The sequence below is a fragment of the Micavibrio aeruginosavorus ARL-13 genome (assembly GCF_000226315.1).
In the GTDB taxonomy this organism is placed as follows: domain Bacteria; phylum Pseudomonadota; class Alphaproteobacteria; order Micavibrionales; family Micavibrionaceae; genus Micavibrio; species Micavibrio aeruginosavorus_B.
Map to the genome: position 1 here is coordinate 61,267 of NC_016026.1, position 24,248 is coordinate 85,514.

Annotated in this window: 22 protein-coding genes and 1 tRNA gene; 16 read left to right on the forward strand and 7 right to left on the reverse strand. The window is 56.4% G+C overall.

Annotated elements, in window-relative coordinates:
• Nucleotides 1-165 precede the first annotated feature (165 nt).
• The 9 genes from MICA_RS00310 to MICA_RS00345 all read left to right on the forward strand — a co-directional run bounded on the left by MICA_RS00310 (nucleotide 166) and on the right by MICA_RS00345 (nucleotide 9,143).
• A complete protein-coding gene (locus tag MICA_RS00310) occupies nucleotides 166-1,761 on the forward strand; it encodes a PQQ enzyme repeat family protein (RefSeq protein ID WP_014101641.1) in 1,596 nt (531 codons plus the stop codon).
• 47 nt (nucleotides 1,762-1,808) lie between these two features.
• A complete protein-coding gene (locus MICA_RS00315) occupies nucleotides 1,809-4,055 on the forward strand; it encodes an ATP-dependent helicase (protein ID WP_014101642.1) in 2,247 nt (748 codons plus the stop codon).
• 116 nt (nucleotides 4,056-4,171) lie between these two features.
• Nucleotides 4,172-5,143 (forward strand): complex I NDUFA9 subunit family protein, encoded by a 972-nt coding sequence (locus MICA_RS00320; protein ID WP_014101643.1) that lies wholly within the window; start codon nucleotides 4,172-4,174, stop codon nucleotides 5,141-5,143.
• A 32-nt stretch (nucleotides 5,144-5,175) separates the two neighbouring features.
• On the forward strand, nucleotides 5,176-6,144 hold the full coding sequence (locus MICA_RS00325) for a peptidylprolyl isomerase (protein ID WP_014101644.1): 969 nt from the start codon (nucleotides 5,176-5,178) through the stop codon (nucleotides 6,142-6,144).
• The gene (gene rsmA / locus MICA_RS00330) at nucleotides 6,137-7,030 is read left to right on the forward strand and encodes a 16S rRNA (adenine(1518)-N(6)/adenine(1519)-N(6))-dimethyltransferase RsmA (protein WP_014101645.1); all 894 of its coding nucleotides are present in this window, start codon (nucleotides 6,137-6,139) and stop codon (nucleotides 7,028-7,030) included. Before MICA_RS00325 ends, rsmA begins: the two co-directional genes overlap by 8 nt.
• A gap of 69 nt (nucleotides 7,031-7,099) precedes the next feature.
• Nucleotides 7,100-7,687, forward strand: coding sequence for a (d)CMP kinase (cmk, locus tag MICA_RS00335; protein ID WP_014101646.1), 588 nt, complete (start codon nucleotides 7,100-7,102; stop codon nucleotides 7,685-7,687).
• Between the two features lie 3 nt (nucleotides 7,688-7,690).
• Nucleotides 7,691-8,479 carry an SDR family NAD(P)-dependent oxidoreductase gene (locus tag MICA_RS00340; RefSeq protein WP_014101647.1) on the forward strand — a complete coding sequence of 263 codons (789 nt, stop codon included), beginning with the start codon at nucleotides 7,691-7,693 and terminating at the stop codon, nucleotides 8,477-8,479.
• Between the two features lie 195 nt (nucleotides 8,480-8,674).
• Nucleotides 8,675-8,797 carry a hypothetical protein gene (locus MICA_RS12385; protein ID WP_269082933.1) on the forward strand — a complete coding sequence of 41 codons (123 nt, stop codon included), beginning with the start codon at nucleotides 8,675-8,677 and terminating at the stop codon, nucleotides 8,795-8,797.
• 28 nt (nucleotides 8,798-8,825) lie between these two features.
• Complete coding sequence (locus tag MICA_RS00345; RefSeq protein ID WP_014101648.1) at nucleotides 8,826-9,143, forward strand: ArsR/SmtB family transcription factor; 318 nt, start codon at nucleotides 8,826-8,828, stop codon at nucleotides 9,141-9,143.
• A 6-nt stretch (nucleotides 9,144-9,149) separates the two neighbouring features.
• On the opposite strand, the gene MICA_RS00350 is transcribed toward MICA_RS00345, so the two are convergent.
• Entirely contained in the window at nucleotides 9,150-10,106 is a 957-nt protein-coding gene (locus tag MICA_RS00350; protein ID WP_014101649.1) for a glycosyltransferase family 9 protein, read from the reverse strand.
• A 21-nt stretch (nucleotides 10,107-10,127) separates the two neighbouring features.
• Nucleotides 10,128-11,423 carry a glycosyltransferase family 4 protein gene (locus MICA_RS00355; RefSeq protein WP_014101650.1) on the reverse strand — a complete coding sequence of 432 codons (1,296 nt, stop codon included), beginning with the start codon at nucleotides 11,421-11,423 and terminating at the stop codon, nucleotides 10,128-10,130.
• A 190-nt stretch (nucleotides 11,424-11,613) separates the two neighbouring features.
• Between MICA_RS00355 and MICA_RS00360 the strand changes: the two genes are divergently transcribed.
• Nucleotides 11,614-12,393: an alpha/beta fold hydrolase gene (locus MICA_RS00360; protein WP_014101652.1), complete on the forward strand. Its 780-nt coding sequence runs from the start codon at nucleotides 11,614-11,616 to the stop codon at nucleotides 12,391-12,393.
• 4 nt (nucleotides 12,394-12,397) lie between these two features.
• Here MICA_RS00360 and MICA_RS00365 read toward each other — a convergent pair whose 3' ends face one another.
• On the reverse strand, nucleotides 12,398-12,808 hold the full coding sequence (locus MICA_RS00365; RefSeq protein ID WP_041794122.1) for a hypothetical protein: 411 nt from the start codon (nucleotides 12,806-12,808) through the stop codon (nucleotides 12,398-12,400).
• Nucleotides 12,809-12,998: 190 nt separating this feature from the next.
• On the opposite strand from MICA_RS00365, the gene MICA_RS00370 reads away from it, so the two are divergent.
• The 3 genes from MICA_RS00370 (at nucleotide 12,999) to MICA_RS00380 (ending at nucleotide 14,712) form a co-directional block, all read left to right on the forward strand.
• Nucleotides 12,999-13,089: transfer RNA gene (locus MICA_RS00370), tRNA-Ser, on the forward strand.
• Nucleotides 13,090-13,256: 167 nt separating this feature from the next.
• Nucleotides 13,257-13,616 (forward strand): hypothetical protein, encoded by a 360-nt coding sequence (locus tag MICA_RS00375; protein ID WP_041794125.1) that lies wholly within the window; start codon nucleotides 13,257-13,259, stop codon nucleotides 13,614-13,616.
• Between the two features lie 133 nt (nucleotides 13,617-13,749).
• Nucleotides 13,750-14,712 carry a hypothetical protein gene (locus MICA_RS00380; RefSeq protein WP_014101656.1) on the forward strand — a complete coding sequence of 321 codons (963 nt, stop codon included), beginning with the start codon at nucleotides 13,750-13,752 and terminating at the stop codon, nucleotides 14,710-14,712.
• Between the two features lie 36 nt (nucleotides 14,713-14,748).
• On the opposite strand, the gene MICA_RS00385 is transcribed toward MICA_RS00380, so the two are convergent.
• The 3 genes from MICA_RS00385 to MICA_RS00395 all read right to left on the reverse strand — a co-directional run bounded on the left by MICA_RS00385 (nucleotide 14,749) and on the right by MICA_RS00395 (nucleotide 17,787).
• Nucleotides 14,749-15,504 carry a DUF305 domain-containing protein gene (locus MICA_RS00385; protein WP_014101657.1) on the reverse strand — a complete coding sequence of 252 codons (756 nt, stop codon included), beginning with the start codon at nucleotides 15,502-15,504 and terminating at the stop codon, nucleotides 14,749-14,751.
• A 79-nt stretch (nucleotides 15,505-15,583) separates the two neighbouring features.
• Entirely contained in the window at nucleotides 15,584-17,056 is a 1,473-nt protein-coding gene (locus MICA_RS00390) for an MltF family protein (protein ID WP_014101658.1), read from the reverse strand.
• Nucleotides 17,057-17,175: 119 nt separating this feature from the next.
• On the reverse strand, nucleotides 17,176-17,787 hold the full coding sequence (locus tag MICA_RS00395) for a carbonic anhydrase (RefSeq protein ID WP_014101659.1): 612 nt from the start codon (nucleotides 17,785-17,787) through the stop codon (nucleotides 17,176-17,178).
• Nucleotides 17,788-17,908: 121 nt separating this feature from the next.
• Here MICA_RS00395 and MICA_RS00400 point away from each other — a divergent pair, with 121 nt between their 5' ends.
• Nucleotides 17,909-19,150, forward strand: coding sequence for a TIGR03862 family flavoprotein (locus MICA_RS00400; RefSeq protein ID WP_014101660.1), 1,242 nt, complete (start codon nucleotides 17,909-17,911; stop codon nucleotides 19,148-19,150).
• On the opposite strand, the gene MICA_RS00405 is transcribed toward MICA_RS00400, so the two are convergent.
• Nucleotides 19,147-20,568, reverse strand: a complete 1,422-nt coding sequence (locus MICA_RS00405) for an MATE family efflux transporter (RefSeq protein WP_014101661.1) — start codon at nucleotides 20,566-20,568, stop codon at nucleotides 19,147-19,149. The two genes, MICA_RS00400 and MICA_RS00405, sit on opposite strands and share 4 nt — an antisense overlap.
• Before the next feature lie 268 nt (nucleotides 20,569-20,836).
• On the opposite strand from MICA_RS00405, the gene MICA_RS00410 reads away from it, so the two are divergent.
• Together MICA_RS00410 and MICA_RS00415 are read left to right on the forward strand one after the other, a co-directional pair.
• Nucleotides 20,837-22,489 (forward strand): calcium-binding protein, encoded by a 1,653-nt coding sequence (locus MICA_RS00410; protein WP_041793695.1) that lies wholly within the window; start codon nucleotides 20,837-20,839, stop codon nucleotides 22,487-22,489.
• Nucleotides 22,490-22,750: 261 nt separating this feature from the next.
• The gene (locus tag MICA_RS00415) at nucleotides 22,751-24,238 is read left to right on the forward strand and encodes a type I secretion C-terminal target domain-containing protein (RefSeq protein WP_014101663.1); all 1,488 of its coding nucleotides are present in this window, start codon (nucleotides 22,751-22,753) and stop codon (nucleotides 24,236-24,238) included.
• Nucleotides 24,239-24,248: the final 10 nt, after the last annotated feature.

Genomic DNA, 24,248 nt, shown 5'->3' on the forward strand with positions numbered 1-24,248 from the left:
GCCTTGATTTTTATATCCCAAAGAATAGATCGCATTCAGCACTGTGAAACATAACTTATTTTAATCACATAACTTATTTTAATCAGTGCCTTGTAAAATAAAAAGCGGGGGACTGAGCGCGAGAACTTTGATACCCCGGCGCGTATCCTGTCAGATGAGTACAAAATGATGATGGCTGTAAGCCGCGTCAAGAATCAGACGCTCTATCGCTGTGTCGGACTGGCCATCGCCCTGATGGTTGCGATGCCGTCGCACGCCCGGGCAGATTGCGCGGTTCCACCGGGTGTTGCGGGCGAACTTGTCTGGTCGTCGGCGGCCAGTGCCCCGTCTTATTGCAATGGTACGGATTGGGTCACCTTTCCCAAAGAACAAAATCCGCTGTCATGGGCCAGCGCATCCCTTTCAACAACATTGAACAATCCGGCACCGGCGACGGGTGACATTTTCGGTGTGGCCGTGTCGGCATCGGATGAATTTATCGTGATCGGTGCGCACCAGGATGATCCCGGCGGTGTGACCAATGCCGGGTCCGCGTATGTCCTGAATGCATCCACGGGGGCTTTGGTTTCAACCCTGAACAGCCCGACGCCAGCGGCGGAAGACTGGTTTGGGAATGCCGTTTCAATTTCGGGCGGCAAGGTTGCTGTTGCGGCGTACAAGGCGGACCCTGGCGGGATTTCTGTTGCGGGGTCGGCCTTTGTCTATGATGCGCAGACGGGCGCGCTTTTACAAACATTCCACAACCCCGAGCCCGCCGTCGATGATGGGTATGGCAATTCCCTATCGCTGTTTTCCGGGTTGCTGGCGGTGGGGACGCCGTATGACCATGCCGGGGCCTATTTTGGTGACGGCACAGTCTATGTCTTCGATGTCGAAAGCGGCGCGCAAATCACAAAAATCAGCAACCCCACACCCGATAACGCCGATTATTTCGGTGTTTTTGTCTCCGGCTCGGGGGATCGGCTTGCGATTGGTGCGCACCAGGATGATCCGGGCGGTGTGACCAATGCCGGGTCAGTCTATATCTACAATCCGCGCACGGGGGCCTTGCTGCAAACCATTTCCAATCCTGATCCTGTGGCCAATGATTTGTTTGGCATTAGCGTTTCTCTGCATAAGAATATTCTGGCCGTGGGTGCGCCTTATAAAAGTGCCGGCGGTATCAGCGGGGCCGGTGTGGCCTATGTGTTTAATGCACAGACGGGGGCCTTGCTGGCGCAATTGAATAACCCCAATCCCGCGACCAACGACAATTTTGGATATTCTGTTTCCGTTCATGGCGCGCACGTTCTTGTGGGGGCGTATCAGGATACGTCCGGGGCGGTTCCCGGTGCCGGCGCGGCCTATATATTCGACGCTTATACCGGGAACCTGCTTGCAACGCTGGAAAACCCGGCTCCAACCAACGGTGATGGTTTCGGGATTTCCGTGTCGATGACGCGGACCAAAGCCGTAATTGGCGCGTATCAGGACAGCCCCGGTGGCCTGACTGGTGCGGGGATTGCGTATGTTTTCCAATCTGGTGCGCCAGTAGGGCCCTGTGCGTCCCCGGCCGGGCAGGCGGGGGATCTGCTTTACAGTTCGTCCCTCAACGTCCTGCAATATTGCGATGGTACGGCGTGGTATGCCGCCGGACCCTATGGGGACGGGGGTGCGGGATGTGCCGATCCTGTCGGTGGTGCGGGATCCTTGGTTTACAACAGTACGTATAACGTCCTGCAATATTGTGAAGGGGATCGCTGGGTCGCCATCGGGCCGTAAGCGCCTTCCCTCTTGCCCCTGTGGTATTGCGCCATTAAGGTGGGCGCATGCAAGCACACAGCCCTGAAAATCCGATGTCGCCCCCGTATCTCAACGGCCTGAATCCCCCGCAGCGCGAGGCGGTGGAAACGCTGGATGGTCCGGTTCTGGTTTTGGCCGGGGCGGGTACGGGCAAGACGCGGGCGCTGACCGCGCGGCTGGCGCATATTTTGATGACCGGGCGGGCTTATCCCAATCAAATTCTGGCTGTGACCTTCACCAACAAAGCCGCTGGTGAAATGCGTGAACGTGTCTCCGCTCTGCTGGGCGGGCAACCGGTTGAAGGGTGGTGGTTGGGCACGTTCCACGCCCTGGCCGCACGTATGCTGCGCCGTCATGCGGAACTGGTGGGTCTGACCAGCGCCTTTACCATCATTGATGACGATGACCAGGTGCGTTTGCTGAAGCAGTTGATGGAACAGGAAAACATCGACACCAAAAAATGGGCGCCACGCGCCATGATGGGCATCATCAGCCGGTGGAAAGATCGCGCGCGTCTGCCCTCCGACCTGCCCCCGCACGAAGGGGGAGAGGCCGCGGGCGGAAAACTGGTGCAGCTTTACGCGCAATATCAGGCCCGCTTGAAAGCCGTCAATGCCTGTGACTTCGGGGATTTGTTGTTGCACATGGTGTGCATTCTGCGTGACCCGAAACATGCCGATGTGCTGGCTGACTGGCAACGCCGTTTCCGTTACATCATGGTGGATGAATATCAGGACACGAACATCGCGCAATATATGTGGCTGCGCCTGTTGGCGCAACGCGACGGCGCGGCGGCGAATATTTGCTGCGTCGGGGATGATGACCAATCCATTTATGGATGGCGCGGGGCCGAGGTGGGCAACATTCTGCGCTTTGAACAGGATTTTCCGGGCGCGAAAATCATTCGTCTTGAACAAAATTACCGCTCCACCGGACACATTCTGGCGGCCGCCAGCGGTGTGATCGCACATAACGAAGATCGCTTGGGCAAGACATTATGGGCCGATGCGGACGATGGGGAAAAGGTCGCCGTGCGCGGCCTGTGGGACGGCCCCGCCGAAGCACGCTTTGTGGCGGAGGAGATTGAAGCCCTGCAAACAAAGGGCTGGAGCTTGGACCAGATCGCCGTTCTGGTGCGGGCGGGGTTCCAGACCCGCGAATTTGAAGAACGTTTTAATGCGCTGGGCATCCCGCATAAAATTGTCGGCGGACAACGTTTTTATGAACGTGCCGAAATCCGCGATGCGCTGGCCTATCTGCGCGTGATTGCGCAACCGCGCGATGATCTGGCGTTGGAACGTATTATCAACGTGCCCAAACGCGGCCTTGGTGATGTGGCGATGAAAACTGTGGTGACGCATGCGCGCGCGCGGAATTTATCCCTGTATGACGCGATTGCCGATATCGTTGAAACGGATGAATTGAAACCCAAGCCGCGCGACACATTCCGCCGTCTGATTGCGGATTTTGAACGCTGGCGCGGGTTGTTGGCCACCATGGCGCATACGGAACTGACAGCCCAGATGCTGGATGAATCCGGCTATATGGCGATGTGGCAGGCGGACCAGTCACCCGATGCGCCGGGGCGGATTGAAAACCTGCGTGAACTGGTGACGGGCATGGCGGAATTTGAATCCCTGCCCGATTTCCTTGAGCATGTTTCATTGGTGATGGAAAACCAGAGCCGCAACGACACGGCGCAGGTGACGATCATGACCCTGCACGGGGCCAAGGGGTTGGAGTTTGATTGCGTGTTCCTGCCCGGCTGGGAAGACGGGCTGTTCCCGTCCCAGCGCAGTATGGATGAAAACGGCCTGAAGGGGCTGGAGGAAGAACGCCGCCTCGCCTATGTCGGCATTACGCGGGCGCGCAAGCGGGCGATTATTTCCTATGTGTCCAATCGTCTGACCTATGGCAACTGGGTCAATGCTCTGCCGTCACGGTTTGTCGATGAACTGCCCGAAGACCATATCGAAGTGGCGGCGGAATCCGGTGTCTATGGGGCCGGACGATCCAGTCATTGGGATTCATCCGGCTTCGGTGGATCCTCCCGCGCGGCCACGATGGCCCAGACGCCGGTTGTTGCGACCCAAACGCTGGCCATGCGGCAAAGCCTGTCCGACCATCCCTATGTCCGCGGTGACCGGGTGCGGCACGACACGTTCGGGGCCGGCACGGTGGTGAATGTCGATGGGGCGAAGCTGGATATCGCGTTCGACAAAGGTGGGCACAAACGTGTGATGGATTCATTCGTCGTACCGCTGGAAGAATAGTGATTCTGTAAAATTCCACACCCCTTTCGCATGGCTGGACAGGACGGGCTGGTGTTGCCATAGTGGGCACAGTTTTTTCGCACGCTTTTCAATGGGTTTAGCCAAGGGTTCTGGGTATGTCGATCGGACCAAAAATCGCAACAGTTTTCGGTGGTTCAGGCTTTGTCGGACGGTATGTGGTTCAGGCGTTGGCCCGGGCCGGATATACGGTCAAGGTGGCCAGCCGTGCGGCGGAATCGGCCTATTTCCTGCGCCCCTATGGCACCGTGGGACAGATCGTTCCGATGACGTGCAATGTGCGCGATCGCGCCAGTGTTGAACGCGTGATTGCCGGATCATCCGTGGTCGTAAATTGCATCGGCATTTTGTACGAACGCAAGCGCGGCGATTTCAAACGCCTGCACACGGACCTGCCGCAAATGATTGCAGAACTCTGCACGGCGCAGAATGTGTCGCGCTTTGTGCATATTTCGGCTTTGGGGGCGGATCGCAACCCATCGCGCTACAGTCGCACGAAACTGGCCGGTGAACAGGCGGTGCTGGCCGCGTTCCCGAATGCGACAATCCTGCGCCCATCCGTGATTTTTGGCCCGGAAGATGATTTCTTCAACCGCTTTGCCACGATGGCTGGTTTTATGCCGGCCCTGCCGCTGATCGGCGGTGGTATGACGCGGTTCCAGCCGGTGTATGTGCGTGATGTGGCCGATGCCGTGGTCGCCGCCGCCACCCATTCCGCCTTTGGCCACAGCGGCGCGCTGGGCCAGGTGTTTGAATTGGGCGGGCCGGAAATTTTGAACTTCCGTGATATTTACAGCCGCCTGTTTTCCTATATCGGTAAACGGTGTGGCATGGTGAACCTGCCGTTTGGTGTCGCCGCGTTGCAGGCCGGTGTGCTGCAGTTTATTCCGCCCAAGCCCATCCTGACCCCGGATCAGGTGAAATCCCTGAAGACCGACAACGTGGTGCAGGATGATGCGATGACGCTGGATGATCTGGGTGTCACCGCCACGGGGATGAGCCTGATTGTTCCGGCTTATCTGGAGCGGTTCCGCCCCGGTGGCCGTTTCGGCGATAAAAAACGGGCGTGATTGATCCCACTGATTGATTGATGGAAAAGCGAATGATGAAAACACGCATTCTGGCCGCTGTGGCTGTTCTGGCCGTGCTGGGCGGTGGTTTGATGAGCGCGGCGGCCCCCGTGGCCTATGCCGCGTCGGCGCAAGAGGGTATTGCCGCCGTGGTGAACCAGGGTGTTATCACCCATTCCGATGTGAATGAACGCATGCGCCTGGTGATGGCGTCATCCGGCTTGCCGAACAATGACGATGTGCGCACCAAAATCCGCCCGCAGATTTTGAATATGCTGATTGATGAAGCCCTGCAATTGCAGGAAGCCAAGCGTCTGGATATTGAAGTCACACCGGAAGAGGTTGAATCGGGCATCGACATGGTGGCCCAGAACAACAAGATTGATCCGGCAACCTTCCGCAAAATGCTGGCGGGCAGTGGGATTAAAATGTCCACCATGGCGGATCAGGTGCGGTCCCAGATGGCGTGGGGTAAGGTCATTCAGAAGAAATTGCGCCCGAAAGTGAATGTCAGCGAAACCGACATTGATGCGCGTTTGAATTTTATCCAATCCAGCGCCGGGAAAATGCAATATCTGGTCGGGGAAATTTTCCTGCCTGTTGATAATCCGGCGGAAGATGGCAGTGTCCGTCAATTGGCGCAAAAACTGACGGCTGAAATTGCGGCGGGCAAGGCCCCGTTCCCGCAAGTGGCGGCACAGTTTTCCCAAGGCCCCTCGGCTGCGCGTGGCGGTGATATTGGCTGGGTGCAGGAAGGGCAATTGCCCGAGGCCCTGGACCAGGCCCTGGCCACGATGAAAGAGGGCGATATGTCGCAACCGCTGCGCTCGCTCACGGGCTATCATATCCTGCTGGTGCGATCCAAGCGCACATTGTCCGCCGATGATCTGCCCAGCCGCGATGACATCGCACAAAAAATTGGCACGGAAACGCTGGATCGTTTGCAACGCCGCTATTTGCTGGATTTGAAATCCGAGGCGTTTATCGAACGTCGTGTCTGATCTTTCAGCCTATAAAAAAACACCCGACATTGTGGCCGCGGTGGATGCGCTGCCGCCATTGCGCGATGTGATTGCCGCGCATGAATTGCGCGCCGAAAAAAAACTGGGTCAGAATTTTATCCTTGATCTCAACATCACCGATAAAATTGCTCGCGCGGCGGGGGATTTAAACGGCATTGTTGCGATTGAAATTGGCCCCGGTCCGGGCGGGTTGACGCGCGCGCTGGTGCGGTCCGATGCGGATCGTGTTCTGGCTGTGGAATATGACACGCGCGCCATTGCTGCGCTCCAAGGGTTGAAGGATGCGGCGGGGCCGCGTCTGGATCTGGTCCATGCGGATGCGTTGAAACTCAATCTGCTGGATCTGGTGCCGGGATCGCGCCGCGCGATTATCGCGAACCTGCCTTACAATATTGCCACACCGCTTTTGATCGGGTGGTTGAAGCAATGGCACGCCGACCCCCAGGCCTATGACAGCATCACGATCATGGTCCAACGCGAAGTGGCCGAGCGCATGTCTGCCGCACCGGGCACGGATCATTATGGCCGTCTGTCGGTGCTGGTGGGCTGGCTGTGCAAGGCGACAATGATGTTTGACTTGCCGCCCTCTGCCTTTGTTCCGCCGCCCAAGGTGACATCGACCGTTGTACATTTAACCCGCCACCCGGTCACGGATGGTGCTTCCGCACAAATCCCCAGTTTTAAAACGGTGGAGCGGGTGACGGCGGCGGCCTTTGGCCAGCGCCGGAAAATGCTGCGCCAATCCTTGAAAATCTTCCCCAGTTTGCTGGAATCCTGCGGGATTGATGGGACGAAACGGGCCGAACAATTGCCCGTGTCCGACTTTCTGGCCATGGCCGCGCATCTGGACCAAACGGGACAGTAGGCGGGGATGATGCTGTACGGGATGGGGCTTGGGGCTTGACCAACGGGCTTTGGCCCCTTAGGAAAAAGCATGACCACAGAGAACCTTTTACGCATCACCATCACCGGCGATCCGGGCAGCGGCAAAACCACATTTGCCCGCACCGTGTCGGAAAAAACCGGATTCCCGCTGATCACCACTGGGAATATTTTCCGCCAACTGGCCGCGGAAAAGGGTGTATCGGTTACTGAACTCAATGAAATGGCTGAAAAACAGGCGGAATTGGACCATCTGGTCGACCATTATCTGGTCGGCCTGAATGACCAGCCGGGCGATCTGGTTCTGGATTCCCGTATGGCCTGGCACTTCGTGAAAAACACGTTGAAGGTCCGGTTGACCGTCGATCTGGACGTGGCGGTTCAACGTATTTTCAAGGACACGGCGGAACTGCGCGAAACATTCCGCGATCTCGATCACGCGATGGAAGAGGTGGACCGCCGCCGCAAAAGTGAAATCCTGCGTTATAAAACGTTGTACGGCGTCGATATTGGTGATGAACGGAATTTCGATCTGGTCATCAACACCTCGCACAAAGCGAAGGAAGATATCACGGTGGAATTCGATAAAACCTTCGCCGCCTATTGTGCGAAAATGGGCCGGACCATCACCGGGTTTTAATCCATGCAGAATCCAAAAATCATTATCATCACCGGCGCGTCCAGCGGCATTGGCGCGGCGTTGGCCCTGTATTATGCGGGCGCTGGCATTGCGCTGGGCCTGACCGGGCGTGATGCCGCACGGTTGGGAGCGGTCGCCAATGCGTGCCAACGCAAAGGCGCCAGCGTCGAGGCCCGTGTGATCAGCGTCACCGACCGGGCGCGCATGGCGGAGTGGATTGCCGCGTTTCATGCCCGGCACGGGCAATTGGATCTGGTGATCGCGAACGCGGGTATATCCGGTGGAACTGGTGGTGCCCCCACGGTGGGCGAAGACCCGGATCAGGTCCGCAATCTGTTCGCCACCAATGTTGATGGTGTGCTGAACACCGTTGAACCCGTCCTGCCCATCATGGCTGCACAGAAGGTGGGCCAGATCGCGATTATGAGCTCGCTGGCGAGCTTTGGCCCCTGGCCCGGCGCACCAGCCTATGGCGCGACCAAGGCTGCTGTACGCCTGTATGGCGAGGCGCTGGCCGGATCGGTGCGGAACAAAGGGATTGAGGTCAGTGTGATCTGCCCTGGTTTCGTCCGCAGCAACATGACCGCCGTGAATGATTATCCGATGCCGTTTTTGATGGATGCCGACCGGGCGGCGGCGCGGATTGCCGCGGGTTTGGCGGCGGGCCGGGTCCGTGTGGCGTTTCCGTGGCCGGCCTATTTGATTGCCGGGGCTTTGGGGCTGTTGCCCCCGGGCTTGAGCACGCGCTTTTTGGCAAAATTGCCGAAAAAACCCCAATCGCAACAAAGCTGAAGCGTTTGTTAAAATCGTATATTCAAATTCACTAAACCAGACAGTTTATAAATTTTTTCACTCAATTAGCATCTTTTCATGCGATAATGAAAGCACTACTCTGGGGGTTCAATTTAAAAGGGTGGTGGGTTTTTCCTGCATCTGTCCGTATGTGAAGCCTTAAACTGCGACGCATACGCAAAAACAATAATAAACATGACGGACGCATTTCCCATCATACGCTTGCTGCGTAACGGTGCTGCTGCACCGTCTGTGAGTAGAGTTATGCTGGGGCGTTACAATGCGATGCTGCACCATTTCGTGCCATCAGGATTGTAACAGGGCGGATAGAAAATCGGCGGCCATTATGGACGTTAAAGAAGTCGAACGGAATATTGAGGTTGCGGTAAACCTTCTGAAGGCGTTGTCCAACGAACGGCGTTTGATGGTCATTTGCGCCTTGTACCAGGGCGAAAAAAGCGTTGGTGAACTGGAAAAAATCGTTGGCCTGTCGCAATCGGCTTTGTCCCAGCATCTGGCGCGCCTGCGCCGTGACGGTTTGGTCAACACGCGCCGCGATGCGCAAACCATTTATTATTCCATGAATGATCGTGCGACGAAGGCCATTTTGGGCACGTTGTACGATATCTACAGCCCGCATATGGGCGACGGGTCCGTGACCTGATTTTTCTCAGGTGCGGAAATCACGCGCCTTTAAAACATTCATCACATCATTGACGCTGAGATCATCCAGCTTGGATCGCTGAATTGTGCGCACCCATGGATATTGCGGGGCGTGGCGTTTCGGGTCGCTGGATGCGGAAAACAACACCCATGTTGGGCATCCGGTGGGCGCAATCATGTGGACGGGCCCGGTGTCATTGCCGATCGCTCCGGCGGCAAACCGGCCCAGCATGGGCAGATCAGATAACGCTGTCTGCCCCGTCAGATCAATCGCCTGCGCACAATGGGTGATGATGGTTTGCGCCAGCGGCTGCTCGTCATGCGTACCGATCACCACCGGCGTCAGGCCCCACCCATACAGGCGCCGGGCCAGATCGCCATAATGATCAGCGGGCCAGCGTTTTTCCGGGCGGCTGGGCGCACAACCCGGCACGATCAGGACATAGGGCTCGGGAATTTTAAACAGGTCCCTCAAGACATCATGATCGCCACCCAGCCAGTGCAAATCATCATCGCGCACGTTTTCAATCCCGGCCAGCGCCAGCAGGCGGGCGTGGCGCAAGGGTGCGGGTTCTGTGGCCTTGGATGAAATCACATCACGCCATGTCGCCCCGGCCATGGTACCGGCCCAGTGCGGCTTCGGTTTCGTCATGTTAGACAGGCGAAAATACAACGCTGTGCGTTGATTGTTCTGCAGGTCATAAACCCGGTCAAAACGTCCGGCTTTAAAAATGTTGCGCACCCGCATCCATCCGGCGGGATCAAATTTTTTCGGACGTTGGTCGATGATGATGTCGTTGAACAATCCGCTTTGAATTGCCAGTGATTCAAACGCCTTGGTGGTCAGCAATGTGATATGGGCACCCGCGTGATGCGTGCGAATGGCCCGCATGGCCCCAAGCGCAATAATAAAATCACCCAGAGCGCTGAGCTTAATAACAAGAATACGCTCTGGATGATTCATCCGTCTTGGGACCTTTATGCTTTACTCTGCCGCACGGCGCAGGGCCGCACTGTCGGTGGGGCGGGATTGCTTTTTGGCTTTGCTTTGCGCGGGTTGCTTTTTCTTGCCGCTGATCGGGGTCGATTTGGTTTTCTTGGCCGGGGCGAATTTTTCACCCAGCAATTCGGAATACACATTCAGCGTATCAAACGCCATGCGTTCCTTGGTGAAATTGGCCGCAATATGCGCCATGGCGCGTGTGGCCAGAACGGCGCGTTGCGTGGCGTTCAGGGCTAGGGCCTCGGAAATGGCGCGGGCCAAAGCGGTGGAATCGCCCGGCGGGATCAACCATCCGGTTTCGCCGCGTTGAATGGTTTCGCGCACGCCGCCATGGTCGGTGGCAACCACCGGGCGACCCATCGCCTGGGCCTCCACCGGAACGCGGCCAAAGCCTTCTGGCTCGGTCGATGCGGATACAACAACGTTGGTCAGCATGTAAGCGGCAGGCATGTCAGAGCAATGATCGACAATCCGGACATAGCCTTCCAGCTTACGGGCGCGGATTTCGTCTTCCAGTTCCTTGCGATATTCAACGCGGCCCTGATCCGAACCGATCAGAACGCAGAACACGTCCGTGCGTTTCAATTGCGCGATGGCGTCGATCAGAACATGGTGGCCCTTCAAGCGCGTAATGCGCCCTGGCATCATCACCACATTGGCCCCGTCGGGCAGACGCCATTCGCGGCTGATTTTAATCATGCGTTCGGCGCTGACGGCGGTGGGGTGGAATTTATCCAGCGCAATGCCGCGATGGACGACGCGAATGACGTCATCATCAATCCCGAATGTGGCCTTCAAATAATTGGCCACATAACGCGATACGGCAATCACGCGTTCACCGCGCGCGATTGAACTGTTGTAAAACCGTTTCAATCCCGTCTGGGTTTTGTACGGGGCGTGACAGGTCGTCATGAATTTGGCTTGGGTGCCTTGGCAGGCGCGCCATGCGCTCCACGCTGGCGCGCGGCTGCGGACATGAACGATATCAACGTCGTAATCACGGATCAGGCGGCGAATGCGCTTGATGTTCTTCCACATCACCAACGGGTGTTTGCTGTGCACCGGTAAATCAATGTGCAATGTTCCGGCGCGGGCCAATTCCGGCACGCGCGAACCGCCATGGGACACGACAATCGATTTTGCGCCAACATTGTTTAATTCGGCGGCGATGTCGATGCATCCCTGTTCTGCACCGCCCGGTCCTAAAACCGGAATGATTTGCATGACGACGGGGGTTTTCTGGGCCGTGAAGCCACCCGCCATGCTGGATGTGGGCATAAGGCTGGTGCCTTTGCGCTCAGGGCTTGTCGATGAATCGGTTGGTGTCATATTCTTCAACTATGATCTTGTGAACGAACGCCCCGCCACGATCGGCGGGCGCTTAAGAAACGCCGAATCAATTTAAACTATATTTTTCCTGCCGTCCAAGCCCCCATAAGGGCCATGGCGGCCTATCCCGGAGTGTGTCATGCCCGACTTTCTGATCCGCAGCCAAGGTCCGCGTCTGGCCTATGTCCGCACGGCGGCCCAGGGGCCGGGAACCGCCCTGCCGACAGTGATGTTTCTGGGCGGATTCCGGTCTGACATGACGGGCACCAAAGCCACGGATCTGGAGGTGCGGTCCTCCATCCGCGGGCAGGGGTTTTTACGCTTTGATTACAGTGGCCACGGGGCCTCCGCCGGGCGGTTCGAAGAAGGCACGATTGAAAGCTGGCGGGATGATGCGCTGGCCGTGCTGGACCGCTTGACCGATGGGCCGGTGGTTTTGGTCGGGTCATCCATGGGCGGGTGGATCGCCCTGCTTCTTGCACTGGCGCGGCCTGATCGTGTGTGCGGTTTGATCGGGCTGGCCGCAGCCCCCGATTTTACCCGCAATATGGTCGAAGAATCCTTTGATGACGCCATGCGTTTAAGCCTGCAAACACGGGGCTTTGCCGATGTTCCAACGGACTACAGCCCCGAGCCCTATCGCATCACCCAGACCCTGATCGATTCCGGTAACCGTGTGTGCTTGCTGGACCGGGATCATGATCTGTCGATCCCCGTGCGTTTGATTCAGGGGCAGCGCGATGCCGACGTGCCATGGGAAACGGCGGAACGCATTGCGGCCCGGCTGCCACACGCCGATGTGCGTGTGACCTTGGTGCCTGACGGCGATCATCGCCTGTCGCGGCCGCAAGATCTGGATTTGATTGATGGATGTGTGCGCGAACTCTCGGCCGCCGTGGCGCGCCGCGCTGCCGTGTAACGCCTTATTTCCGCTTGTATTTAAAGGCTGTTTTGGATTCGCCCGCTTTGCCAACGAATTGCCGCTTCGTGGTCTTTGCCGGGATGCTGCGCGTCATCAATCCCTTGGCCCCGACAATCTCCAACCCCTTCAGGATCAGGATCAGCGCCAGCGTGCCTAAAAACGGCACGCCCGTCAAAATCACCGTGCGCATTTTCAGCACGGGCGTGATGGTGCTCTCCCACGTTGTGGGCTCAACGCTGTCCTTGGTGATGCCCAGCGAATCCGGAGCATAGGTCTGCAACAGCCAGCCCACCTGCGAGAACTTCATCGGCTGGTCATAGTTCTGGTCCTGATAGGTGATATAGGCATCATGGCCCAGAGCCGCCAAAAACGGGATCGCCAGAATAAAGCACAGGATCTGCAACGCGCGCATGGGAAAAATCCGTTGAATATCAAATGGATGGTCGAAATGACTCGGATATTGTACCACGCCCCCGACACCACGCAAAGCGTCCCCGTTTTGGCGAAAAGACCCTTGCATTGCACGGGTTTGCTGGGGTAGGGTGCGGCCCTGTCGGATCAACCCCGACACGTCCCGTTTTTGCGGGACCCTTTGATGGAATGGACAGGTGGCCGAGTGGTTGAAGGCGCACGCCTGGAAAGTGTGTATAGGTTAATAGCCTATCGCGGGTTCGAATCCCGCCCTGTCCGCCATTAAAAAAGCCCCCGCTTGGGGGCTTTTTTAATGGCGGGTGGGGCGCGGTGAACGAACACGTGGTTCGACAATGTGCTGAATGAGCGAAAGCGAATTTAGAACATTGCAACTTTGGCAAGGGCATCGCCCGCCGCCAAAGGTATCCCGCCTTGGCCTGGAGAAAAAAATGACCGAAACAATCATCTGGCGTGAATCACCGTTTGGCCCGTGTGTCACTGATTGCGGCGGGGTTTTGATGTACGGCATTCTGGTTGAATCCGGGCATGCGTCCTATGACTTTGATTTTGTCATTCAGGATGCGGATTTACAGGTGTTGAAAACCGATCCCGCGCGTGCCGATGCGTTGTATTGGAGTTTGACGACCTGCCTGCAAAAACAAAAAAACGATTTCACGCAGGATCAGATGAATATATTGCTGCATGACACGCTGCATTCTTCTGCGGCGGACTTTGAATTGTTTCTCGACCGCTTCAGTGCCGCGCACCACATCGCCTTGCGGGTTTATATAGAACGATCAACCCGTTGATAAATATCTGTTTTTTGTTCTGCTTTGCGCCCTCTTGTGCTGCGCTGCGAGGATCGGCTATCAATGCCGTCCTGATTTTTTAAATCTATAACAAGAAGAATATTCGGGGCCGGGGAGGCTGCAGGGGACGCGCATGACGACAGGAACAAATTTTTCCGAAGATATTCAGATCGACGCAAAATCCATTACGGGCATTCGCGTCTTTGAACATGAAGACCGCGTGTCCATCTATACCGCCAAGGGGGAAATCTTCCGCGGTAAAAAAGATGTGTTTGGCCCCGATATCGATGCGGCGTTACAGGTGTTTCAGGATGCGGGGGCGGAATTATTTCCGTTCCCGGTCTATGGCCCGGAGGGGCGCGATCCTCTTTATACCAGCTATATTCGACATCATGCGATTACCTTTGCGCGCGTGGGTGAATCGCAGATCAAGGGGTATAAAAACGTCCAGATCGGTGTTGATGGCATGCCGGGCGAACACTCTCATGCGATTGGCAAGCGTGAATTAAAACCCTTCTATGCTGCGCTTCAATTGCATCATGGCAGTATGCGTCATTACGAAGCGCCGTCCGTTGTGATTGCGGGTACGGACACCACCTACGTTCACGCATGGCTGGTCACGCACATGCAGGCCAGAGCGGATAACACCCTGCACATTCAATTCGGGGCCGGAAACGACACCGTTGATCTGCCTGTCTGTGATAGCCATGCACAGCGCGTGGCCAAGACGTTGTATCAGGAAGAATTGATCGAAAACGGCAGTCTGCGCGCGTATGTGGAGGCTGAATCCGCGACCGAAATGCATGCCATCATGGAGGTTCTGGCGGGGGATATTGCGTGCTATACGCCGCATATATTCCAGGTGCCAAACGCCCTGAACACCACATATCTGCCCAAGGCGCGGGAGGCCTGGCTGTGCTGTGCCGGCGGTGGTGATACGGAGCAAAAAATCCTGACGCTACAAACGGCTGAAACGAAACCGTTGGCGTTGTCACTGCGCTTCAACACAGAGGCTGACCGCAAGGTGGCGATCCAAAAAATTTCTGAGGAGATGAACGTGCGGTTTGTCTGCTCTACCCCGTCATGCCACCCTTAAGCAGGGCAGTTATGACGGATGAAAAGAGAGCCAGCATCAATGATGATGCTGGCTTTTTTCTGGTGCGGCCTGCGCCGCTGACCCGTGCATCATATGGTCCATACCATGCACCATCGACGGGTCAATTTTGATGTCGTTTGGGTTGCCCTTGTATTTGCCGATGATGGATTTCATTAAATCGATTTCCATTTCCTGATCGCGCAGAATGTCCAGCGACATCAATTTCAGATAACCGTTATTGGCATTGGGGTCGGCCAGATAGGCGTTGGCCATGTCCAGCGCGCCTTCATGGTGAATGATCATCGCCTTGGCAAAACGGACATCTTCGGCGGATACGGCGCGCGATCCCGCCCACATATCCAGCGGGCCGGGCATGGGGGCACGCTTGAATTGCTGCTGCTGGGCCAGGCCGCGCGTGGCGATTTGGCCGCGCACCGGGCGGTCGCCGGTAAAGCTGAAATCATCAATATGGCTTTCGACTTTATCCAGCATGGAGATTTCAAACGTCTGGTTATGAATGATACCGCGCGCCAGTTGTTTCAGGGTCGCATTGGCGGCGTCGGGATGGGCCAGATACTCTGTTGACATCGTCAGCGCACCGGCATGGTGCGGGCGCATCCCGGTGATGAAGGTCATGTCCGCCTTCTGATTGGCGGCGGTCATCATGCCGTACCACGGTGTGGTCACGCGCGGCTTGGACGGATCGTAATCGGGTTCAACGCTGGCCAGCGCAGGGGCAGAAACGCCTGCCAGCAGGGCCAGTACGGCAAAAAGACGAATGGTGCGAATCATGATGGATATGGTCCTTTCTATAATACCCTCTAGGGGTATTATATACCCACAGGGGGTATATGAGTCAAGACCCTTTGCTTCAGTCGCTCAGGAATCGGATTGCACGGCGGCGGTCTTCTTCCTGCGCCTGGATCAGCTTGTAGCTGACATAGTATTTGTAGATGTTGCGCACATAATTCACCGGCTCCATGCCGACGCGCTTGGCGGCGATATGTTCGACATTCCCCAGCCATTTATTCGGATCCAATCCGGCCTCTTTGGCCTCGTCGCGCAGTTTTTGGATGCGATTGGGCCCGGCGTTATAGGCGGCGAAGGCGAACAGCGCCCGATTTTGTTCGTCCAGATTTGAATCATCCAGATACACATCCATGACGTAATCCAGATATTTGGTCCCGGCGTGAATGTTATTTTCGGTCACTTTGATGTCGCCGACATTCATCTGTTTCCCCGTTGCGGGCATCACTTGCATGATGCCGATGGCGCCGACGGGGCTGATTGTTTTCTGATCAAGGCGTGATTCCTGATACCCCTGTGCCATCAGCATCAGGTAATCAAAATTGTAATCATGACCATAGGTGCGGAACAGGGCGACCGTATCCTGAAAGCGCTGGCGCGCTTCGGCCTTGTTGGGATTGTCCAGCGTGGCGATGCGGTGGGCGATCTGTTTGGCGATAATGTTTGTGATGCCCTGACCGATCAGCACGTCATCAATAAAGCCATTGAGAAATTCACCCAGTTGCGGGTTATTTTTCCGGTACGCCCAGCCAATTTCATCTTTGGCGGATAGGACCATGGCCGGATCTTCGTAGGCCACAACATCAGGCAATTGTTTCCGCCACATATCAAACAGCCATCCATCAATGACGCTGTAGGGCAGGATGCCGGCATTGACCATGTCCAGCATGTCCTCATCCTCCAGATTGTCGGGCAGATCCTCGATTTTGACTTTCTTGAGGTGGTTTTTGCGGAAGCGCTTGTTCAAATCTTCGAGCGCGGCACGATAGGATGTGGCGTCATGCGCATACACGGTCTTTCCCGCCAGATCGTCCAACGTGGTCAATGGCGGCGCATCCTTGTGTGCGACAAGGATCATGTTGAACGGCTTGGCCACCGGATGGGTGAAATTGACGATCTTCTGGCGTTTCGCGGTGATGGTGATGTTGCCAAGGGCAATGTCCCCCTTGCCAGCATTCAGCTCACTTAAAAGCCGCTCGCGTGGCGTCGCGATCAGCGCGACGGTGACGGGCGGGGCGCCCTCCTTATTGAGCTTCTGGGAGACGTATTTGGAAAATTCCTGCACCATCCGCACGGACAGACCGTCTTCCTTGCCCATATCGACGGTGTACAGCGTGCGGCTATAGGGCACAAGCACGCGGATCACTGTGCGCTCTACCATTGTGTCCAAATCACCCTTGCTGGGTTTTAATTCCACGGGCAATTGCCGGACGGTCGTGTCCGCATCATCCTGCGCGCGGGCCGGATGTGCCATGGCCATGGCGCACAGGCCCATTACGCACAGGCCGATCAGAACACACAAAAGGCGGCGGTACATAGACAGATTCCTTCTTTCGAACGTATCGAAAGAAGTATTGCACAGGCGGTTAAGGAAGCCGTAAATGCGTGGTTTTTTGCATGTTTTTCAACATGTTGATCTGTTGTGTCGGGCGTCGTTCAGGCGACGGGCTGGAAGGTGCCGTCCGCTTGCAGTGTTTCCAGCACGCCGGATTCAATCGCGTACCACGCGCCGTGCAGGCTGAGTGTACCCTGGGTCACGCGTTCGGCAATCCAGGGGAAGGTCATCAGGTTTTCGAGTGAAACTTTGATCACTTCATGTTCACAGCAGGTCTGGCGTTCTGTGGCATCGGGAATGTCTGTTGTTTTGATGCGCGCGGATTCGGCAATCTGCATCCATGGTGCAACGAAATCCTGCGCATGCGCCGGCGCGCCGTTCAGCAGGGCGCTAACGCCACCGCACATGCCATGGCCCAGCACGATCAAATGCGGAATTTCCAGCACGCGAATACCAAATTCCAGCGCGGCACTGGTGCCGTGATAAGCGGTGTCCGGTGCATAAGGCGGCACCAGGTTGGCGACATTGCGTACGATCAAAATTTCACCGGGACCGCAATCAAAAATCATGGTCGGGTCGACACGGCTGTCGACACACGACACGATCAGGGCGCGCGGCTTTTGCCCGCGTTCGGCCAGCTGCCGGAAAATACGTTTGCGTTCCGGCCATCCGGTTTCACGAAAACGGCGATATCCTGCGATCAATTGGTCCATGATGTTCCCTTTCCTGTGTGCGGGGCAGTTTAAAACGCGGGGCCGTTCGCATCAAGTCACAGTTTCAGGCCCCTGCGTTGCGGCTGGACAGGTATTCACGGGTTCCTGTATGGATTAGCGGATGGTACAGAAATATAAAAATATCGCCATTATCGGCGGCGGCCCGGCGGGGTTGTTTGCGGCGGAGTATCTGGCGGGGGCCGGGTATGCCGTGCATGTTTATGACCATAAACCAACCCTGGCGCGGAAGTTTTTGATGGCTGGACGCGGGGGCCTGAATCTGACCCATTCCGAGGATTTGGAATCATTCATTGCGCGTTACGGCACGGCGGCGGATTGGGTGGGGCCGATGGTGCGGGCTTTTACGCCGTCCGACCTGCGGGCCTGGTGCGAGGGGTTGGGTCAGGAGACGTTTGTCGGGTCCAGCGGGCGCGTGTTCCCGCGCAGTTTCAAGGCGTCGCCGTTGTTGCGCGCGTGGCAGGCGCGGCTGGATGATTTGGGTGTGACCGTGCATTTCAATCATCACTGGGCGGGGTGGAACGACGCGGGCGCATTGATCTTCACAGATAAAAATGGTGCGTCGGTTATTGCGCATGCCGACGCGGCCCTGCTGGCACTGGGCGGGGCATCGTGGCCAAAGCTGGGGTCGGATGCTGGCTGGGTTGATATCCTGCGCAATCGGGGTGTTGGCATCACACCGTTCCGTTCGGCCAATTCCGGTTTCACGCATCTGTGGTCGGATCATTTTGCGGACCGCTTTGCGGGCCAGCCATTGAAATCCATCACGCTGACCCATAATGCGCGCCGCGTCCCGGGTGAAATGATGATCGCAGCCAAAAGCCATGAGCGTGGTGTGGAGGGTGGTGTGATTTATGCGCTCTCCGCCTCGATCCGTGACGCGGTCGAACGGGATGGGCAAACAACTGTGCATATTGATCTGCGCCCCGGTATTGCGCTGGAGGATCTGGCACGGCGTCTTTCCGCGCAACGGGGGCGGGCGTCTTTTTCGACGCATATGAAGAAAGCGGGTGGGTTGTCGCCACTTGCGGCGGCGTTGCTGCGCGAACTGGGCGGGGATGAAGTCAGCACCCTGTCCCCCATCATGCTGGCCACGTTGATCAAGGCTTTGCCATTAACGCTGTCGGCACCCTTTGGTCTTGCGCGCGCGATTTCATCGGCCGGGGGCGTTGCCCGTAACGCGGTTAATGATGATCTGATGCTGAACGTTGTTCCCGGTGTCTTTGTCGCCGGTGAAATGCTGGATTGGGAAGCCCCAACGGGCGGGTATTTGCTGCAGGCGACATTCGCCACCGCGCGGCATGCCGCGCGTGGGATTGAAAAGATCCTGAAGGGGTCAGATTAAGCGGGACTGTGCGCCAGCTCGGCGGTCGTCATGTGCTGTTTGTTGCGCCAGTGGTAATACAGTCCCGTGCCAATATTGGCGATGGCGATAGAGGCAAAGACCCCGATCACGCCAAAGAAATGATTGCCAATAAACGCCAGCGGAATTTGCACGATGATCATTTTTACGCCAATCATCGCCGCCGATCGCTGCGGCAGGCCAATGGCATTAAACGCGCTGGACCAGCCGGGCACCAGATTTCCGGCGGCATAGCTGAACGGCACAATCAGGAAATACAGCGCGGTCATCCGCACCGTTTCCGCATCGGTGGAAAATAATCCGGCCAGCGGATACGCACCAATCATCAGAATGGCGGCAACCGCCACCGACCACAAGACGCAGAAGCGAATGGCCAGGCGCAATGTTTCATGCACGCGGTCGAACCGGCGTGCGCCCCAATTCTGGCCCAGGATCGGCGACATTCCAGTGGCCAGCGCCATAATGACAATGAAGGCAAAGGCCTCAACCCGCGTGGCCACGCCAAACGCCGCCACGGCATGGGTGCCGCTTTGCGCCAGAATGGCGGTTAAAACGCCGCTGGTCATGGGCTGAATCGTGCTGGTAATGCCGGCGGGCAGGGCGATGAACAACAGCCGGCGGGCCGAGTCGCCGAATTGATCGAGGTGCAGGCCATCCTGAAAAATAATGCGTTTTTTGTATTTCAGGATCCACAGCGCCACAAGCATGGAGACCCCATAGGATATGATGGTGGCCAGTGCGGCCCCGTGCATTTCCATACGCGGCAGGCCAAATAGCCCGAAGATGAGCAAGGGGTCCAGAATAACCAGAAAGGCCGTGGTGCCCATCATGATCAGGGCCGGGGTCAGTGTGTCGCCCGTGGCACGAATGGCGGAATTGCCAACCATCGGCACCGTGATGAACACAATGCCCGCAAACCACAGGCCCATGTAATCCAGCACCATTGGCATCATGTCATCGGTGGCCCCCATGGCGCGGAACAACGGTTCCATGATGGCATGACCGACCAGCGCCATGATCACGCCCGCAATGACGGCCAGAATCAAACCGTGGCTGGACAGGCGGACGACGGTGTCATGGTTGCCTTCACCAATCGCGCGCGACACCACGGATGACATACCAATGCCCAGCCCGATAATCAGGCTGAGAACCGTCATGGTCACGGGGAAGGTGAAGCTGATCGCGGCCAGATGGGCGGGGCTGATCATCGAAATGTAAAACGTGTTGACCAGCTGTGATGCCACGATGGCCAGAATGCCCCAGATCATCGGCACCGATAACCGCACCAGATGCGCCTGGACCGGTCCGCTGGTCAGATCGCCATGCCGGCCCCGCCCGTGCAGGGGGTTGGCGGTGGCGGATGACGCGGTGTTGTCGGTGGTATCGGTTTCTGAACGCATGATGGACCTTATATCTGCCTGTTACCGCGGCGCGTCAAGCTTTTGGGCGTTTTTAGGTGGTGGGGCGCGGACAGGGAAAACCCCATTGGATCAATACGAAGGGATAGTTTAGTAAGTCTTTACATAAAAATTTAACCGATTCTGCGCTATTCTTAACCATCGGTGCGCCCGGTCGGGGGACAAGGGTGCCATCGTATGATCCGTCAGGCCGTGGGTCCGGCCGCAAAACAAACGGACATCAGTGTGTGCGGGGGCGAAAGCGTCGGGTATGGCGGATACAGTCTTTACGGGTACAGCCAGTGGGGATTTCATGGTGATGCAGGGGGACCTGCAACACATGACCATGACTCTGACCAACCCCTATACCGGTGAAACCGTCAACATCAACGATGTGTACAAGGTGAACAACGCGGCCTATGACGGGCTGGGCGGCACCGATGCCCTGTTGATGAGCGAGCATGGCGACATGCTGTTGATCAAAGACGCCGACGGCGATCAGACCCTGAAAAATATTGAACAGATTATCGCCGGTGATGGTGGCGATGTGATTGTTCTGGCCGATGCGGAAATCCAATACGGCAACGTGGCGATTGATGGCGGTGGGTCGGGTGACATCATCTGGTCCAACAACGGCAACGACACGATTTTTGCGCTGGACGGCAATGATATTGTCGATGGCGGCGGTGGCCTTGATAAAATTTATGGCGGCTGGGGCAGCGATTACCTGCGTGGTGGTAATGGCGATGATATCATCTATGGCGGCAGCCGCAGCGATACCGAGGCCGAGTACCATACCGTGTCCACCTACGAAAAATTCTTCACGGTTACGCACAGTTTCCCGACCTTGAATGAAGGGGTACAGATCACGCCGCAACAACAGGCTTATCTGGGGTATCCGTCCGGTGAAACCATTGTGACCTTCACAACAACCGCCACGTTGAAATTCGTGTCCACCGATGCGGGATATAAAAATACGGTTGGTGTTTACACGGTGGACCCGGATGGTACCATCCGCAATGCCGATTTCGCCTTTATGAACGCCCGGGCCACGGCATCAGGCACCAGCCACGAATTTGAAGTATCTGGGGCGGTGGGTGTGCAAATCGGCCTGTTTATGATTGCCAACGGATACAATGCCAATGGTGGTTATGGCGGCATTGATATGAACACCGGCACGCTGAACTTCTATTACAATTACGGGCAGGCAGACCAGCGTCTGGCCAAGGTTACCGACGACGGTGACAATGTATCCCTGATCTGGAGTGATGGGACGACAGACAAATTGATCGCGGGCACCATCTATCACTCCTCGGCCAGCGATGGATCCAGCTCCCTGAACCGTGATGACAATATCCACGTGATTACGGGACTGGCCAATGCGGGGGATAACACCACTTTGCGCTTGGGGTTCGAGGATCAGGACCATCTGGGCGACGCCGACTTCAATGACGTGATCGTTGATCTGCAGGTGGAAACACAGGTGGTTGAAACCATTCTGCGCCCCGATGATGATATTCTGTACGGTGATGCCGGAAATGACACGCTGTATGGCGGGTTTGGCAATGACGTGCTGAATGGCGGAACGGGATCGGACCATCTGTATGGCGGCCAGGGCGCAGACACATTCGTGTTCGACAACATGGATGGCTTCGTTGACACCGTGCATGATTTCAAGGCCAGCGAAGGCGATGTGCTGGATATCTCCGATATCCTGTCCGGCTATGATGCGGGGGTCGACGATATAACGGATTTCCTGAAGTTTGTGCAAAACGGATCCAACGTGGATCTGTATGTCAACGCCGATGGGGACAGTGGTGGCGCGTTTGACCGCGTGGCCGTCATTGTCGGCGGTGTTGGCGGCGCCAGCGTTCAGGATTTGCTGGATGGTGGGGCCATCGTGGCCGCCCAGACAGCAGTGTAATCAACGTGGGATGACCGGTTTTATATCCGGAGGGCGCAAAGGGGAAGCATCCGGTCATTGTGTGCAACGACAAATCAGCGAACCGCGATGGGGGGTAAGGGGCCCCGTCGCGGTTTTTTCTGGGTGCGCCTTTGGTATGCGACAGCACAAGTCTAAAGGTTAGGGTGGAGCGATATAGATCGTATTCTCATAAAGTTTTAACCATCACCGATTTATCATTAAATTCTAATGTAACGAGTATTCTGTGTTGGTGGTCCGGGTATGCGTATCGATCCTCACGCTGTTTCCAAAGACAATAATCCTTCTGTTGATAGTGCGGAGACGCAGATCGCGGCAGCCTCGAATGAGGCAGCTCCGGCTGACGATACGAACGCCGCCGCCGCGGATGATGTCGAAGTCTTTCCTGTTACCATTCCAGATGATCGCGCCTCGCCCGCAGAGGATGCGGCGGTGGAGGATGGGCCGGCGATTATTGATACATTGAAATCATCATCCACAGTCGTGCCGACACCAAAACCGGCGGCACCGGTGAATGAAGGGTTTGGGTTTCAGAGCACGGCTCCCACCATTTCTGCATTGTATGACGATGATCTTTTTGCGCTGGGTGTCATCATTGATGATGATTTTAACTCTGGTTCGTTCATATCAGTATCGTCATTTGATTTGACCGCAGGACAGGGATTTCGCCCAGCGGATCTGTTCCGGCCCGCGCCGGATGCTGGATCTGGTGATGGCGGGTCGCCACCACCGCCATCCTATGACTTTACGATCAATGGAACCGCTGGGCATGATTTTATTTCAAATCTGCATATAGGCACGGTGACGAATCTGAATCCTGTGGGTAGTCCTTTTTACGGCCCGGCGCGGTTTTATTTCGATCATCTGCCGGGGCAGGAATATTCGTGGGATGGTGCTGTTTTTACCAGCACCATCGATGCCAGCACCTTTGATCCGTATGCGGCTGTGCCGCCTGCCGGAACCTATGCGATTTACGGGGATGACGGGACGGATTTTATTATCGCGCTGACCAGCGACGGGCTTGTCGATGCTGGAAATGGCAATAACAGCATCGAAGTTTATGGCGATAACAATATCGTTCAATCCGGCGATGGGAACGATCTTTATTACGTTTCTGGTAATAACAATACGATTGATGGTGGTGAATCCAGCGACCGCATCGTTGTGCGTGGCGACAACAACACAATTGAAACCGGCGGCAGCGATCCGGGCCATAATATGGGCAGTTATTACGTCAGCGTGTCCGGCAATAACAACACCATCAATGCCGATGATGTCGAAGGCTGGCATGCCGTTTATGGCGACGATAACGTCATGAACACCTATGGCGGCGAAGACGATATTACCATTTCCGGCAATCGCAACACGCTGGATGCAGGCGCGGACGACGATCACATCACAATCGATGGTGACGAAAATGATCTGTATGGCGGCGCTGGCGCGGACTGGTTTGATTTTCAAACCGGGGCAACGGACAACGTCATCCATGATTTTAACCGTGGCGAAGGGGATTTTATTGATATTCGCGACATTTTGTCCGGATATGATCACGGCGTTGATGACGCCGACGATTTTATCCAATTGGTCGCGAATGGCACGGATACGGATGTGTATGTCAGCGCCAGCGGTGATGGTAATTTTGATCGTTTGGCCACCATTGTCGGTGGGTTTGGCGGGGCCAGTGTTGATGATTTGATCACCAACGGGTCCCTGGCCGTGGCCGATATGTAGATTTTTTTCT

Bases quoted from the DNA above. Each gene is read 5' to 3' on its own strand.
- MICA_RS00320 (WP_014101643.1), top strand. From the start codon at position 4,172: ATGTCGATCGGACCAAAAATCGCAACAGTTTTCGGTGGTTCAGGCTTT.
- MICA_RS00380 (WP_014101656.1), top strand. From the start codon at position 13,750: ATGACGACAGGAACAAATTTTTCCGAAGATATTCAGATCGACGCAAAA.
- cmk (WP_014101646.1), top strand. From the start codon at position 7,100: ATGACCACAGAGAACCTTTTACGCATCACCATCACCGGCGATCCGGGC.
- MICA_RS00360 (WP_014101652.1), top strand. From the start codon at position 11,614: ATGCCCGACTTTCTGATCCGCAGCCAAGGTCCGCGTCTGGCCTATGTC.
- MICA_RS00355 (WP_014101650.1), bottom strand. From the start codon at position 11,423: ATGCCCACATCCAGCATGGCGGGTGGCTTCACGGCCCAGAAAACCCCC.
- MICA_RS00410 (WP_041793695.1), top strand. From the start codon at position 20,837: ATGGCGGATACAGTCTTTACGGGTACAGCCAGTGGGGATTTCATGGTG.
- MICA_RS00405 (WP_014101661.1), bottom strand. From the start codon at position 20,568: ATGCGTTCAGAAACCGATACCACCGACAACACCGCGTCATCCGCCACC.
- MICA_RS00310 (WP_014101641.1), top strand. From the start codon at position 166: ATGATGATGGCTGTAAGCCGCGTCAAGAATCAGACGCTCTATCGCTGT.
- MICA_RS00415 (WP_014101663.1), top strand. From the start codon at position 22,751: ATGCGTATCGATCCTCACGCTGTTTCCAAAGACAATAATCCTTCTGTT.
- MICA_RS00390 (WP_014101658.1), bottom strand. From the start codon at position 17,056: ATGTACCGCCGCCTTTTGTGTGTTCTGATCGGCCTGTGCGTAATGGGC.
- MICA_RS00340 (WP_014101647.1), top strand. From the start codon at position 7,691: ATGCAGAATCCAAAAATCATTATCATCACCGGCGCGTCCAGCGGCATT.
- MICA_RS00395 (WP_014101659.1), bottom strand. From the start codon at position 17,787: ATGGACCAATTGATCGCAGGATATCGCCGTTTTCGTGAAACCGGATGG.
- MICA_RS00325 (WP_014101644.1), top strand. From the start codon at position 5,176: ATGATGAAAACACGCATTCTGGCCGCTGTGGCTGTTCTGGCCGTGCTG.
- MICA_RS12385 (WP_269082933.1), top strand. From the start codon at position 8,675: ATGACGGACGCATTTCCCATCATACGCTTGCTGCGTAACGGTGCTGCT.
- MICA_RS00375 (WP_041794125.1), top strand. From the start codon at position 13,257: ATGACCGAAACAATCATCTGGCGTGAATCACCGTTTGGCCCGTGTGTC.
- MICA_RS00385 (WP_014101657.1), bottom strand. From the start codon at position 15,504: ATGATTCGCACCATTCGTCTTTTTGCCGTACTGGCCCTGCTGGCAGGC.
- MICA_RS00365 (WP_041794122.1), bottom strand. From the start codon at position 12,808: ATGCGCGCGTTGCAGATCCTGTGCTTTATTCTGGCGATCCCGTTTTTG.
- MICA_RS00345 (WP_014101648.1), top strand. From the start codon at position 8,826: ATGGACGTTAAAGAAGTCGAACGGAATATTGAGGTTGCGGTAAACCTT.
- MICA_RS00400 (WP_014101660.1), top strand. From the start codon at position 17,909: ATGGTACAGAAATATAAAAATATCGCCATTATCGGCGGCGGCCCGGCG.
- MICA_RS00315 (WP_014101642.1), top strand. From the start codon at position 1,809: ATGCAAGCACACAGCCCTGAAAATCCGATGTCGCCCCCGTATCTCAAC.
- MICA_RS00350 (WP_014101649.1), bottom strand. From the start codon at position 10,106: ATGAATCATCCAGAGCGTATTCTTGTTATTAAGCTCAGCGCTCTGGGT.